Source organism: Yoonia rosea (assembly GCF_900156505.1).
Lineage (GTDB): Bacteria > Pseudomonadota > Alphaproteobacteria > Rhodobacterales > Rhodobacteraceae > Yoonia > Yoonia rosea.
Genome location: NZ_FTPR01000001.1, coordinates 1,784,485 through 1,798,341, shown reverse-complemented (window position 1 = coordinate 1,798,341; position 13,857 = coordinate 1,784,485). Strand labels below are relative to the sequence as shown.

General features: G+C 58.6%; 16 protein-coding genes. 3 read left to right on the top strand and 13 right to left on the bottom strand.

Features of this window, described 5'->3' with window-relative positions:
* Positions 1-27: 27 nt before the first annotated feature.
* From B0B09_RS08955 to B0B09_RS08905, 11 genes are all read right to left on the bottom strand, one after another.
* Positions 28-306, bottom strand: a complete 279-nt coding sequence (locus B0B09_RS08955) for a hypothetical protein (RefSeq protein WP_055294159.1) — start codon at positions 304-306, stop codon at positions 28-30.
* A gap of 35 nt (positions 307-341) precedes the next feature.
* Complete coding sequence (locus tag B0B09_RS08950) at positions 342-1,022, bottom strand: PspA/IM30 family protein (protein ID WP_076659268.1); 681 nt, start codon at positions 1,020-1,022, stop codon at positions 342-344.
* Positions 1,023-1,120: 98 nt separating this feature from the next.
* Positions 1,121-1,720 carry a TetR/AcrR family transcriptional regulator gene (locus B0B09_RS08945; protein ID WP_076659267.1) on the bottom strand — a complete coding sequence of 200 codons (600 nt, stop codon included), beginning with the start codon at positions 1,718-1,720 and terminating at the stop codon, positions 1,121-1,123.
* Between the two features lie 244 nt (positions 1,721-1,964).
* On the bottom strand, positions 1,965-2,960 hold the full coding sequence (locus B0B09_RS08940) for a hypothetical protein (RefSeq protein ID WP_131825018.1): 996 nt from the start codon (positions 2,958-2,960) through the stop codon (positions 1,965-1,967).
* 191 nt (positions 2,961-3,151) lie between these two features.
* Positions 3,152-4,381: a mandelate racemase/muconate lactonizing enzyme family protein gene (locus B0B09_RS08935; RefSeq protein WP_076659265.1), complete on the bottom strand. Its 1,230-nt coding sequence runs from the start codon at positions 4,379-4,381 to the stop codon at positions 3,152-3,154.
* 63 nt (positions 4,382-4,444) lie between these two features.
* Positions 4,445-5,524, bottom strand: a complete 1,080-nt coding sequence (locus B0B09_RS08930; RefSeq protein WP_076659264.1) for a zinc-binding dehydrogenase — start codon at positions 5,522-5,524, stop codon at positions 4,445-4,447.
* A 73-nt stretch (positions 5,525-5,597) separates the two neighbouring features.
* Positions 5,598-6,815 carry a TCR/Tet family MFS transporter gene (locus B0B09_RS08925; protein WP_076659875.1) on the bottom strand — a complete coding sequence of 406 codons (1,218 nt, stop codon included), beginning with the start codon at positions 6,813-6,815 and terminating at the stop codon, positions 5,598-5,600.
* A gap of 49 nt (positions 6,816-6,864) precedes the next feature.
* Positions 6,865-7,656: a 3-oxoadipate enol-lactonase gene (gene pcaD, locus B0B09_RS08920; RefSeq protein WP_076659874.1), complete on the bottom strand. Its 792-nt coding sequence runs from the start codon at positions 7,654-7,656 to the stop codon at positions 6,865-6,867.
* A 30-nt stretch (positions 7,657-7,686) separates the two neighbouring features.
* Entirely contained in the window at positions 7,687-8,658 is a 972-nt protein-coding gene (locus tag B0B09_RS08915; RefSeq protein WP_076659263.1) for a threonine ammonia-lyase, read from the bottom strand.
* Complete coding sequence (locus B0B09_RS08910) at positions 8,655-9,473, bottom strand: alpha/beta fold hydrolase (protein ID WP_076659262.1); 819 nt, start codon at positions 9,471-9,473, stop codon at positions 8,655-8,657. Before B0B09_RS08910 ends, B0B09_RS08915 begins: the two co-directional genes overlap by 4 nt.
* Entirely contained in the window at positions 9,473-10,150 is a 678-nt protein-coding gene (locus B0B09_RS08905) for a haloacid dehalogenase type II (protein WP_076659261.1), read from the bottom strand. The genes B0B09_RS08910 and B0B09_RS08905 overlap by 1 nt, the downstream gene beginning before the upstream one ends.
* A 133-nt stretch (positions 10,151-10,283) precedes the next feature.
* Here B0B09_RS08905 and B0B09_RS08900 point away from each other — a divergent pair, with 133 nt between their 5' ends.
* A complete protein-coding gene (locus tag B0B09_RS08900) occupies positions 10,284-10,718 on the top strand; it encodes an FKBP-type peptidyl-prolyl cis-trans isomerase (protein ID WP_055294174.1) in 435 nt (144 codons plus the stop codon).
* A gap of 522 nt (positions 10,719-11,240) precedes the next feature.
* Here B0B09_RS08900 and B0B09_RS08895 read toward each other — a convergent pair.
* Both B0B09_RS08895 and B0B09_RS17950 read right to left on the bottom strand, forming a co-directional pair.
* A complete protein-coding gene (locus B0B09_RS08895) occupies positions 11,241-12,275 on the bottom strand; it encodes a hypothetical protein (RefSeq protein ID WP_076659260.1) in 1,035 nt (344 codons plus the stop codon).
* Positions 12,276-12,419: 144 nt separating this feature from the next.
* Positions 12,420-12,602 (bottom strand): hypothetical protein, encoded by a 183-nt coding sequence (locus B0B09_RS17950; protein WP_165689267.1) that lies wholly within the window; start codon positions 12,600-12,602, stop codon positions 12,420-12,422.
* A 216-nt stretch (positions 12,603-12,818) separates the two neighbouring features.
* Between B0B09_RS17950 and B0B09_RS08885 the strand changes: the two genes are divergently transcribed.
* On the top strand, positions 12,819-13,574 hold the full coding sequence (locus B0B09_RS08885; protein ID WP_076659258.1) for a glycosyltransferase family 2 protein: 756 nt from the start codon (positions 12,819-12,821) through the stop codon (positions 13,572-13,574).
* Positions 13,567-13,857 carry a lipid-A-disaccharide synthase N-terminal domain-containing protein gene (locus B0B09_RS08880; RefSeq protein ID WP_055294178.1) on the top strand — a complete coding sequence of 97 codons (291 nt, stop codon included), beginning with the start codon at positions 13,567-13,569 and terminating at the stop codon, positions 13,855-13,857. Before B0B09_RS08885 ends, B0B09_RS08880 begins: the two co-directional genes overlap by 8 nt.

Below are 13,857 nucleotides of genomic sequence, written 5' to 3'. Positions count from 1 at the left end.
CCCCGAATGGGGCAGGGTGCGAGGGGCTTAGCGGTTTTCGCCAACGTAATCTTCCAGCAGCTTTTCGTTGCGGGCGTCTTCGATGCGCTGGATGCGGTCTTCGGCCATGCGTTCGTCGAAGCGGTACTTAACGAAGTTCACGAGTGAGAGTGTCAGCATCATGACCGAGATGGCCCAGAAACCTTTGGTCGATAGCGGCACATCGGTTGAAAGCCACAGCGAAATCCCGAGCATGCCGTAGGCGATCACTACGCCCAGCAGGTTGACTGTCATGATCAGGCCGTTGTCAGAGTTGTTCTTAAGCATTTGTCTGTCCTTTTTCGTGAATTGAGGGGTTTGATTTACTTCTTGGATGATTTGAGGCGCGCGAGCACATCATCGGCTGTGGCGCGGGTGGCATTGCCGAAACCTGCGTCGGCCATGCGGTCCGTCAGATTGCCGCCTTCAAGGTCGCGGTTGATGTCGGCAAGGATTTCGCTGCGCTCGAAGGGGTCGTCGCGGCCCAAAACGCGGGCGATCAGTTCTTCGGCCTCTTCCACGCTGCCATTCTGCACGCCTGTTTTCGTCATCTGCATCTGGATGTTTTGCTCGCGGCGGACCGCGCGGGCCTGAATAGCCCCTTGCTTGAGGTCGATGATCCGGCGGTGCCCGCTTTCGATCGAGGTGCGCAGGCGGACCACCTTTTGATCCAGACGATCAAGGGTTTCGCTGCGCACGGCCAATTCGTTTTCCATATTGGCAATCGCGCGGGCGGCCTCGGTGGCCAGATCTTCGCGGTCATTGTCCAATGCTTCCTTGGCGCGTTTGGTCAGGTCATTGATGCGGTTTTTCAGGCCGGCGTGTTGCTTTTCCTCGGATCGCTGGCGCTGGATCAGGCTTGCAAGCGTCGCTTTGGCTGCGCGCAGGCTGGCCTCGCTTTCGCGAATTTTCTGGTCGATCAGCTCGATCGCAAAGGCATCACGGACGCGATCCTCGGCGCGGGCGTTCTGGCCGTTGATGAGTGTGGCAAGTGTCTTGAACATCTGTCTCTCCGTTTCGTTTCAGTGCGTGAACACTGTTCATGAAATAGAGATAGCGAGTCGGTCCTGTGGTTGCAAGATAAAAATGAACATTGTTCAAATTATTTTCGGGACGCTGTGAATTGCCGTAGAACAAGGGCGATCATGTGGTCGATTTTGTCGGTCGACACACCTGCGCTTGCCTCGTCCAGCCCCAAGAGCACGATCCCATGGACCGAGGAGAAGAGCGCGCGGGTCAAGAGCCCAAGTTCCTCAGCCCCCCGTTCGGGAAAGATCACAGCAAGCGGATCAGAGATATAGGTGAAAAGCTGCCCCATTTCGGAAAGGTACCAATCGGGTGCTGCTTCACCCGCAGGGCGTTCGACATCAAAGAGCGCGCGCCAGCTTAAGTGATTGCTTGCTGCAAAGTGGTGATAGGCCTGCGCCATGACGACCAGTTGCTCGACAGGGTCCTCGGGGGCCGCGGCCAAGGCTTCGGCCACATCCGCACCAAGGCGGTGAAAGGTGCGGGCATTGACGGCGAGTGTCAGGTCCGTGAGGTCACCAAAGACGTTGTAGATCGCCCCCACAGCGCAGCCTGCTTCGGCCGCGAGATCACGGGCACGCAGGGCGGACAGGCCATTTTGCGCGATGGTCCGTTCGGCAATGAGGATCAGCTTGTCGCGGAGTTCCTGTCTGCGGATTTCGGTTTTCGTTGCCATGGGGGCCTCATCTCAATGAACGCAGTTCAATGATAGAATAGCTTGGCAGGATTGGAAAGGTGTTTGGGATGGGTGACGAAAAAGTGGGGCAGGTGATTGGCTGGTTTGCGGGACAGAATGAGCATTCGCTGCGACATCGCCAATGACTGCTTTGGCGTTGCGGGCTTGTGCCTGGATCGCATTTTTTTGGTTGTTGCAGGATGCGCCAATTCTCAGATGAGCGATGATCGGCTACTAATTAGACCTATCGCTCAGTCAGTGTTTCAAACGCTGGCTTGTGCTCGTCGCTGGCCGTACGAAGGCCGAGGCTGCTTAGAAACGACGAGAAGCAAATTGAGTTGGTTTGATAATAGTTCGCATAGCCCGCAACTTCAGTGGCAGAGATGTCATGAGACCAGACGCGTTGCACAAGCTGCAAATTCGGTTGCATACCCGCGGCCACAGAAAGGCCTTGGTGGAAGCGAGCTTGCGCCTCCGATGAAGACGCCCCGCACCCATTTGATGGATACCCCACCTCGCTTAACTCCCAAGGACCGTTCGCCATCTCTGCCATTTCTGACAGCTCGCGAAGTGCGACATCGGGGTCTGAAAAATGGAATTTATCGTCCATCGGGTACCACGTGATCGACAAGGCATCGCCGCGTTCCGTCAGTTCAAGCAGGTTGGGCCGATCTCGCAATCCTGACCAAGTCACCTTGGTCGTCACGGGAACGTTTGGTCGAATGGAATGAACGGCCTCGCGCGCCCGTTCAAAGAAACGTCCATATTCATCAAGGGATGCATCTGCCAAGTACCCATCGACTTCATTGCCAATCGCAACCGAGACGAGATCTACATCAGGCATACGTGAAAAAACTTCCAAGACCAGAGCTGCAAATCCGTCGCTCACGCGCGGATCGTCCCAAGCTAGATCGCGAAACTCGGCAGGGCGTCTGTCGGCAAGCGTGTCGATTACAGCAAAGGTCAGTTGTATCCGGATCTGTCGAGGCGGATACACCGCCTGAGCTATGACAGGCCAATCGGGATCCGCGGCATATTCGCCCTCGCGCTGCAGATCATCCCAATAGAGCGTCAGCGAGGTTGCCATGGCCCCGATTTCATCAATTGCCATCAATACTTCGCCATAGTCACCAGACGCGGGCAGCGTTCCGGCAAGCGACTCGATTGGCTCGGCGGTTGCAGCAGTGAAATTGGACAATACGAGCAGTATTGCTATCAAAATTGACGTTCGTTTAAACAAATGGAACCTCCGCACCACGTATTGGCAATGAATGGCCGCACTTGATCTCAGCTAAGCACTCATGAATTTAAATGACAAATCCAGCCCTGTAGTTAGCCGCCATTCGTGCAACTTGCAGCATAATACAGTTTGGGCTCAAACCTGCCTTCCGTCTGTTTCAGGCGGTTCTGGTCAAGCCCCGCACCGCCTGCCTACGTCTTCACCGGCGCCCCACCCGCAAAGCTGTTCACATCATGATATCCAATCGGCTCCTCCTGCATTTGCAGGTGGAGTCCGTCGCCCTCATAGGCGTGCGCGCGGGCGAGCTCTTCGTCGAAGTCGATCCCAAGGCCGGGCGCTGTCGGGACCGGTATGTACCCGTTCTCGACCGTGATACTGCCTTTGATAAGCGCGTTATGGAACGGTGTCTCAATCGTTTCGGCCATAAGAATGTTGGGGATCGAGGCCGCCAGTTGGATATTCGCGGCCCATTCGACGGGGCCTGCATAAAGATGCGGCGCGATCTGCGCGTTATAGACCTCGGCCATTGCGGCGATTTTCTTGGTTTCCCAAATGCCACCCGAACGGCCCAAAGCAGGTTGCAAAATTGCTGCGGCCCCTGACCGCAGAACAGGGGCGAATTCAGCCTTGGTTGTCAGGCGTTCGCCGGTGGCGACAGGGATGCTGGTGGCGCTGGCGACACGCGCCATCTGGTTGACGTTATCAGGGGGGATCGGCTCTTCGTACCAAAGGGGGCTATAGGGTTCAATGGCTTTGGCCAGCCGGATTGCGCCGCCGGTGCTGAACTGGCCGTGTGTACCAAACAAAAGATCAGCACGGTCGCCCACAGCCTCGCGGATTGCTTTGCAAAAGGCCACCGAGAGCGAAAGATCATACATTGCCGGCATATGCCCGCCGCGGATCGTGTAGGGGCCGGCCGGGTCGAATTTGACGGCTGTATAGCCCTTTTCGACCATATCCAGCGCGACTTCGGCAGCCATTTCTGGGCTGGACCAGAATTCAGGCAGCGGGTGGTCGGGGCGGGGGTAAAGATAGGTATAGGCGCGGATGCGGTCGTTCATACGCCCGCCGATCAATGCGTGCACAGGGCGGTCGCGGTCTTTGCCCAAAATGTCCCAGCAGGCGATTTCAAGGCCGGACCAGGCACCGATGACGGTCAGGTCAGGGCGCTGGGTGAAACCTGCGGAATAGACGCGGCGAAACATCAGCTCGATGTTTTCGGGGTTCTCGCCCGCCATGTGCCGCGCGAAAACATCTTTGATCACAGCCTTCATCGCCTCGGGTCCGATGGAAGAGGCATAGCATTCGCCATAGCCCACCACCCCTGTGTCTGTCGTCACCTTCGGGATGATCCAATAGCGTCCACCCCAGCCCGGCGCAGGCGGTGCGGTGACGATGATATCTAGATCGGCGAGTTTCATGTCTGTCTACGTCCTGCGGGGAAGGTAAGGTGGATCTTGATCCACCTTACGGGTTGGCTTCCGTCAGTCAAAGACAATGACGTTGCGCTTGGCGGAGCCTGTCTTGGTATCCGCAATTGCCCCGTTGATCTGCTCCAGCGTCCAGCGCCCCGAGATCAGCTCATCCAGCTTCAGCCGTCCTTGTTCGTAAAGGTCGACCATCCACGGGATATCCCGCGCGATAACAACATCCCCCATCTTGGACCCCACCATGCCCTGACCGGTCGCTGCCAGCATCACCGGCTCATAGGTGGACATCGCACCCGAATGGGGCATGCCGACCATGATGACCTTGCCGCCGTTGGCAAGGTATTGCGGCGCGGTGTCATAGGCCGGTATCGCGCCCACGGTCACAAAAACCGCATCCGCACCGCGCCCCATTGCCTTTTTCGCGGCGCGCCACGGTTTTTCAGAGGTCGCAAGCACCCCGTCGGTGGCTCCGAATTCTTTGGCAATGGCAAGCTTTTCGTCGGACATATCTACCGCAATGATCCGACGCGCGCCTGCAATGCGCGCACCTTGGATCGCGTTAAGCCCGACGCCACCTGCGCCAATCACCACGACATCTTGGCCTGCACGCAGCCCCGCTGCATTCACAACTGCGCCGACGCCCGTGATCACGCCACAGGCCAGCAGTGCTGCGGCCTCCATCGCGATGCCTTCGCTGAGCTTCACCACTTGGCTTTGATCGACGACCACCCGTTCGGCAAAGCCGCCGGTGTTCATTGCCTGATGCAGTGGCGCGCCAGTCGCGTCCGTCAGAGGGCCGCTGGCCATATCGCTTTCGCAGGCCACCGGCTTGCCACCCGCGCAGGCCGGGCAGGTGCCACAGGCGCGGATCAGTGTCACCACCACAGGATCACCGACCGCTACGCCGCGCACGCCCGCGCCGACAGCGCTGATGTGTCCAGCGGCCTCGTGTCCGTAGACGGCGGGCAAGGTGCCGCCCCAGCCGCCGTCGATATAGGAGATGTCGGAGTGGCAGATCGCGCAGGCTTTGAGCTTGACCTCAACCTCGCCCATTTCGGGGGCGGCAAGTGTGACCGTTTCAATGGTGAGCGGGGCGCCGAACTGGCGGCAAACGGCGGCTTTGATCTCTGGCATGGCTGTATCCTTGGAACCTGTCTGGCCCTGACCCTGCTTTGGTCAGATGCGTCTTGCAAGTCTGATCGCGACCTTATGTGCCGCGGGGGCGCTTTGGCCGGGGGGTTTGGACAAAGACAAGAATACAGCCGATGGTCAGGATCGCCGATAGAATGAAAGGCGCTCCGGGCGCATAGACGGGGCCGTGGCCGTCGGTAAAGAACCAGAAGGTCTGCGTGACCATCAGCGGAGCAACAATGGTGGCCACCGCGTTGATGGAACTGACGGTGCCTTGCAATTCGCCTTGCTGGTTATCTGCCGCAGTGCGCGACATGATCCCTTGCAGCGCAGGTCCCGCGATCGAGCCCAATGCGGTGAGCGGTGTCAGTGCCAGTGCGACCCATCCGTTCGTCACGAAACCCAGCGCGACAAAGGCCAGCACGTCAATCGACAGCCCAAGGATGACGGCCTTGCGTTCGCCAATACGATTCAGGATCGGCCGGATCAGCAGGCCTTGGACAACCGCGATGCCGATACCGAAGATCCCCAGTGACAGGCCGATCATGCCCGGCCCCCAGCCAAAGCGTTCCGCGCCGAAATAGGCCCAAACGCCGGGGTAGACGAAAAAGGCGATGGTGTAGACAAAGCTGATCAGAAGCAGCCGCTTCACCCCCGGCAGGCCACCGATGTTTTGGAACGCGCCTAGCGGGTTGGCGCGCCGCCATTCAAAGGGGCGGCGGATCCGGTCGGTCACGCTCTCGGGCAGAACGTAGTAGCCAAAGATGGCGTTGGTCATGGCCAGAAACGCCGCGGCCCAGAACGGCGCGCGCGTGCCGAATTCCGCCAGCGCCCCGCCCATCAGCGGGCCCAGCACAAATCCCACACCAAAGGCGGCACCGATCAGACCGAAATTGGCGGCTTTCTCCTCTGGCGCGGAAATATCGGCCATATAGGCCGCCGAGGTTGATTGCGTCGCCGCTGTGATCCCGCCGATCACCCGCGCGATGATCAATAGCCAGATGGTGAACGCCAGCGCCATCAAAACGTAGTTGAAGGCCATAATCACCAGTGAGATGATCAGGATAGGCCTGCGGCCATAGCGGTCCGACAGGCTGCCCAAGGTCGGGCCGAACAGGAACTGCATTGCAGCAAAGATTGTTGCAAGGATACCGCCCCAAACGGCCGCACCGCCGATGCCTTGGCCTTCGACCTCTTGGATCAGGTCCGGCATCACCGGCATGATCAGACCGATCCCCATACTATCAAGCATGACCGAGATGAAGATAAAGATGACGGCAAAGCGTTTGTTCATCCGCGCAGGATTAGTGCGCGCGGTCGGGTTTGCAAGCGCGTTCAATGAGCTAAGCGCGCAAATGCCCCGTTGCTGAGAAAAAGTCACAAAGATGCTGCGCGAACTCTGCCGGTTGTTCGACACAGGGCAGGTGGCCGGCCCGACGGATCAGCGCGAATTTCGAGCCGGGGATCAGGTCGGTTGTTTCGCGCACAAGATCGGGCGGTGTCGCGCCGTCTTCGGTTCCGGCAATGCCCAAAGCCGGGATGCGCAGCCCGCTGGTCGGCGTGTAGAAATCAGTGCCTGCGATGGCTGCACAGACGCCAGTGTAGCCTGCGACCGAAGTGGCCTCGACCATCGCTTTCCACGGGGTCATGTCTGGCGTTCCGTAAAAATCGCGCCCGAACCAGCGGCGCATGATTTCGTCCGAGGCAGCCGCCAGACCGTTCGCAGTGATAAAGCTGATCCTGTCCTGCCACAGTTTGGGGTTGCCGATTTTGGCGGCGGTGTTTGATAGCACCAGCGCGCGGATCAGGTCGGGCCGCTTCACGGCGAGCCCTTGCGCGATCATGCCACCGACGGACAGGCCGACGAACATCGCATCTTTGATATCAAAGGCATCGCAGACAGCTTCGGCGTCGCTGATCAGCTGGCCCATGCTGTAAGGCCCCTCTGGTGCGTCGGAGCGCCCGTGGCCACGCATGTCATAGCGCAGGATACGCAGACCTTCGGGCAGAAAAGGCAGGATCGCATCCCACAGGTGCAGGGTCGTGCCAAGCGAGTTTGAGAAGACCACGGCGGGGCCATCCTGCGGCCCTGTGATCCGGGCATGAATGCGGGTGCCATCGGGACGTGTGATCATCTGCTCTTGCATCATCTTGTCTTTCTGCCGTCAGGCCAGTGTTTCCAGCGCTTTGGCAAAGACTGCGGCATCCACATTGCCGCCTGTGGCGACAGCGATCACCGCATCGCCGGTGAATTCATCGGGATGAAACAGTGCCGCAGCAAGGGCCGCCGCACCGCCCGGTTCCACGACGATGCGCAGGCGTTCAAAGGCAAGCGCCATGGCGCGCAGGCATTCATGCTCGGTCACCACAACGCCGGGGCCGCAAAGCCTTTGCATGATCGGGAACGTCAGATTGCCCGGTTGCGGGGTGATGATTGCATCGCAAAGCGACCCGCTCTGGCGCGCGTTGCGTTCAATCTTGCCGCTTTGCAGCGAGCGCGTGACATCGTCAAAACCTTCCGGTTCGGCGGGCCGCGCGCGCAGGCCGGGCGCGTCTGCGGCTAATGCAAGGGCGATGCCCGAGGTCAGCCCACCACCGCCGCAACAGACCATCACATCGGCCTGTGTCACGCCAAGGGCGGTCATGTCTTCTGCGATCTCGAGGCCGACTGTGCCTTGGCCTGCAATCGTCATTTCCGCATCGAATGGCTTGATCAGGGTCAGGTTGCGTTCTGCCGACAGCCGTTCGCCGATTTCGTCACGGTCCTCGGTTTCGCGGTCGTAAAGGATCACTTCGGCCCCGAGCGCGCGGGTGTTCTCGATTTTCACGACGGGCGCATCGGCGGGCATGATGATGACCGCTGGTGCGCCGTGTTCACGGGCGGCAAATGCGACGCCTTGGGCATGGTTGCCGCTGGAAAAGGCGATGACACCGGTTTTCAGGGCGTTGTCCGAGAGGGCCGAGACCGACGCCCAGCCACCACGGAACTTGAAAGACCCGGTGTGTTGCAGGCACTCGGCTTTGACGAAAACCCGCCTGCCTGCGATGTCGTCCAAGAAGGGAGAGGTCAGGATCGGGGTGCGCCTTGCGTGGCCTTTGATGCGGGTGGCAGCGGCGCGGATCATGTCGATGTTCATTGTAGTTTCTCCAGCCAGCGGTGCAGGGCAGCCACGGCATCAGGTTCGTCAAGGAAGGGTACATGCCCGCGCCCTGTAATATCGGCGCGGATCATATCGGGGCGGCGGTGTTGCATTTCGTCTGCGGTCGCTTGGGTCAGCAAATCCGAGTTTGCGCCGCGGATCAGGGCCAGCGGCAATCCCGCCAGCGCGTCAAACAGGGGCCACAGATCAGGGGTGGGTTGCGCGCCGCTGGCCAGCACTGCGTCGCGTAGCTTGGGGTCGTAGCGGATGATCAGGCCGTCAGGGGTTTCCTGATAGTGGGCCCGCACTTCGGCCAGCCAGCGGTCCATCGGCACATCGGTGAAATGGGTCCAGAGCTTTGCGCGGGCCTCGGCGGCTTCGGCATAGGTTTTTTGGGCAGGGTTGCGCCCGATGTAGTCCTTGATGACATCAAGGCCCTTTGGCGCAATTTCAGGCCCGATGTCGTTGAGTGCGACGCCGGTAAGCCTGTCTTTGGCCGTCGCTGCCAGAATCATCGCAATCAGCCCGCCGCGCGAAGTGCCAAGGATTGCGGCTTTTTCCAGCCCCAGATGATCCATCAGCGCTAGCGTATCTGCGGCCTCTTGCGGGATCGTGTAGGTGGCGGGATCGGCCCAGTCCGATTGGCCGCGCCCGCGATAATCGAGGCGGATCAGGCGGACAGGCAGGTGGGGCGCGACATGGTCGAAATCAGCGCCGTTGCGCGTCAGCCCCGCAAGCGCGAGGACCGGCAAGCCGGTGCCTTCGTCCGTATAATGCAGGCGCAGCCCGTCGGTAGAGGTGTAGCTGGGCATCACAAAAGCTCCGGTATTGTGGTGAGGTCGGAAAGCACGTGGTGCGGAGTGGCATAAAGCCTGTCGACCGGCTCACCTGCGCGGTTCACCCAAGTGGTCTGAAACCCGTATCCGGCGGCACCGGCGGCGTCCCAGCCGTTGGAGGACACGAAGAGGACCTCGTCTTTGGGACATCCGAAATGCGCGCCGATCATATCGTAGACGCGGGCATGGGGTTTGAAGACGCTGACGTTTTCGACGCTCAGCAGCGCATCCAGCAGGTCGCCGATCTGGGCGGAATTGACCGCTGCTTGCAACATATCAGGGGATCCGTTCGACAGGATGGCCATGGCGATGCCGTGTTCCTTGAGGCTGCGCAACATGGCGGGGACTTCCGGATAGGGGCTGAGTTCCCAGTAAAGCTCCAACAGGCGGGTGCGCGTGGCGGGATCGGCCAGGCCGTGGGCCTCAAGCGCCCAGTCCAGTCCATCCTGCGTGACTTTCCAGAAATCGCAATGCTGGTCTGCCACTGCGCGCAGCCATGAATACTCGAGCTGCTTGCGCCGCCAATCGCGCGCCAATGCGGGCCAGACAGCGGCGAGACCCGCATGCGCGGGGTCTTGCGCGGCTTGCATTGCGGCGGCGTTGACATCGAAGAGCGTACCATAGGCATCAAAGACGGCAGTGGTGATCGGCATGGGGGTCTCCCTTTGGGTGAAATCCATCGTGGCATGCCCGTCCGCCCACGAAAAGGGGCAATGCGTTTGCATCCCCTCCTATGATTGCATAGGGTGCGCCTTCAAATTTTGAAAAGGATGAGAAAGCGAGATTATGACCGAAGCAAAAACAGGCGATACCGTAAAGATCAACTATGTCGGCACACTCAACGACGGGCAGATGTTCGACAGTTCCGAAGGCCGTGACCCGTTGGAATTTGTTGTCGGCTCCGGTCAGATCATCAAGGGCCTCGATAGCGCGATCCCCGGCATGAGCGTGGGCGACAAAAAGACCGTCAACGTGCCATGTGATCAGGCCTATGGTCATGCGAACCCGGACGCGCGGCAAGCCGTGCCACGCGAACAGATCCCTGCTGAAATCCCGCTGGAGATCGGCACGCAGTTGCAGATGCAGACACCGCAGGGGCAGGTTGTTCCGGTGACTGTTGCCGAAGTCACCGAGGCCGAAGTGACGCTGGACGCCAACCACCCGCTGGCAGGTCAGGACCTGAACTTCGATATCGAGGTTGTCGAGATCAAAGCCGCCTAAGCACGCCGATCTTTCAAGGCAAAGCGCACTCTGTGAAAACGGGGTGCGCGTTTTTGATTTTGCAGTATTCATTGCATGCAAGTTCGTAACAGACACGTATTCAGGTCGCAGTGACCATCGGCTTAGCGCCCAAGTCTTCTTCTTAGTGTTTAAGACGATACTGAAGTATCTACGAGTTGCGGCGGCGACACCAATGCGTTGAAGGTTTTCGAGTGTCAAAGCAGAGTTTAAAAAGCTTCTGCCCAACGGCAGCTTGCGTCCTGCAACGCGGACAGCCACCCCATACGTTCAGATTGCCGCCCCCAAGCGTCCCGCCCGAAGGCGCAAAGCGCCTGCAAGTAGGTGACTTCAACACGGGGCGCTTTTTGGTTTTGGAGTGTTCAAGTGCTTGCAATAGTGGCGCGGACATTTGTGCAGGTTGCAGCACGTGTCTGCTTACAGCGCAATGTCACAACTTATCTGCGACGCGCCAAAAGACTGCTTGTTCAATAATTGTCGGTTCGGTGGATTTGCATTTCCGCTTTACCGAACCCACCAAGCTTGGTTCTGAAACTGCATCGCTGGCAAGACTTTTGTGCGCATGAAGGTGCCTCTGGTCCGCTCAAACTGCAATACGAACCGGCCTTGAGGAGCGCTGCTGTCATAGATCAACTGATCCGAACTCTCGGGATCGATGCCCATGTCTTCAAAATAGAGGTCAAACCAGTCCTGCCAGTCCTTTGGTACAAGGGGCGCCAATAAAGCGTCTACTGCAACAACCGGTGTGCCGTCGGCATATAAGAAAGGTCTTGGTTCTTGGTAGTTGTCCATTGAAACACTGTAGAACGACGCAGCGCCCGCTTCAGCCACCGGATCCCACACAATCATTGCATGGTTGCCTGCAAGATAGAAGAACACCACACGCACGCGATCATACCACGCACGCAGTTCTGTTCCGGGGGGCGGTAAATCCTCTGGTGAAAGCGTTTCGTACACAAGGTGTTCAGACAAACTCGGCCAGTCAAGAGGCGCTGTGCCCTTGGATCTTAGGTTCATCGGTCCAATGTAGTTGCTGTCTCCGAGCGATATCTTGCGTGTCACAAAAGCGGCCATTGCGTCGGGCATTGGTGCGCCTGCGCTGACGGCTGCGTCAGCGATGACGCCTTCAAGCGATAGATCATGCGGAAGGTCAACTGATCGCATCAAGAACCGGTCACCGATATCTGGATCAATTGCCAGAACTGCCTGATGATAGGCATCTATGCGGGCGCCAATATCCATTGACGTGTCACGCAAGGCTTGCGTGACTGGTGCCATGTCAAAAGCTTGAAACGTATGGTTGAATCTCCCACGCATATCCGCCCCAGAGACACGCCCCGACACCGTCATGGGCGCGTTGCCCGAGGTCGAAAGGGAGCAACCCGTGTCAATCGGCATGTCGTCAAACTCTGTGACGTCCATGCTGACATCACAGAGTGTCTCGCCATTTCGATCAATTCGTAGTTCAAGCGAATAAGGTGCGGTCGCCTCTACAAAAACGGATGTTTCCGCAACCAGTGCAGATGCTGATGCTGTCATGATCGCTCCAAATATTCGTGCAAGAGGCATGTTTCCTGTGTTCCCTCCTTATCGTGAGAACCTGCCTTCATGATACGGGAGGTCCGACGAATGTCATCAAAACAAATTCAGGCGACGTTACAACCAGCAATGGTTCCATAGCCACTAGCGATGCGAATGATCTGGCCCGTGGTGCAGGCGCCCGGCATCGGAGGCAAGGTAAATGGCCGTGCCGCCCTCAAGCGTGGCGCTGGCGGGCTGGTGCGCGTTCTGATCGGTGTGTTGTGTGCCGGTCCGCCGGCTCTTGAGCGGAAGTTTGCCTGTGGGCGCAGGTGTCTCAAGCTTCAAAGCGACATATGCGCAACGAACAAACCGGTCGCACAAGTGACTTTACCCTGATCAAGATTGACTTCTTTTGTACCCTTCGCTAGCCGACATGCACGCGAAACGGCCCCTGCGCGACCGGTGGGGTTTGGGTCTGGCGCATTGACTTTGAGCATCACAGCTCTTGCAAGATGGGTCAATTCTTCACGGACGGCCGCAAAACGAGAGTTCGAGCGACACATGCAAAACGTTTCAATCGTGGTCCCCGTGCATAACGAGGCGGACAACATCGCCACATTGGTGGCCGAGATACTGGAAACGGGCGCGGCCTATCCGCTGCATGAAATCATTTTTGTCGATGATGCTTCAACTGACCACACACAAGATGTTCTCAACACTCTGGAAGCGCAAGAGCCGCGCATTGTTGTCGTGACGCACCCTCACGTGGGCGGACAGAGTGCGGCGATCCATAGCGGGGTCTTGCGCGCAACGGGGACAATTATTGCCATGCTTGATGGCGATGGCCAGAACCCGCCGTTCGAGCTGCCAAAGCTGGTTGCGCCTTTGCTGGCCGATACGTCCGGCAATCTGGCGTTGGTCGCAGGCCAGCGTGTGGGGCGGCGCGATACGCTTTCGAAACGGCTTGCATCTCAATTTGCCAACAAGCTGCGCTCGGCGCTTTTGAAGGACGGCACCCGCGACACCGGCTGCGGGCTCAAGGCATTTCGCCGTGACGCGTTTTTGGTCCTGCCGGTCTTTAACCACATGCACCGGTATTTGCCCGCTTTGTTCATCCGCGACGGATGGGACATTACACATGTTGACGTCAGTCACCGTGAACGCGGTGCAGGCCGTTCAAAATACAATAACTTCCAGCGCGGGCTCGTCGGGATCTTTGATCTGATCGGGGTCAGCTGGCTGATCCGCCGGCGCAAGCGCGTCAATAAGATGTCGGAAGTGCTGCGGCACAATACAGGAAATTTGCCCCATGTTTGAGTTTCTGAATGTCGACAGTTGGGCTGAATTTACGTGGGTCATGATCGGCCTTGGCGGGCAGATGGCTTTTACCGCGCGGTTTTTGGTGCAGTGGATCGCCTCTGAAAAGGCGGGGCGCTCAACTGTGCCTGTCGCCTTTTGGTATTTTTCGATCGTTGGGGGGACGGTATTGCTGTCTTACGCCATCTACCGAGGCGATCCGGTTTTTATTCTGGGGCAGTCCATGGGCGTGATTATTTATTCCCGCAATCTCTGGCTGATCCGTCGCGAACGTTTGGGATGA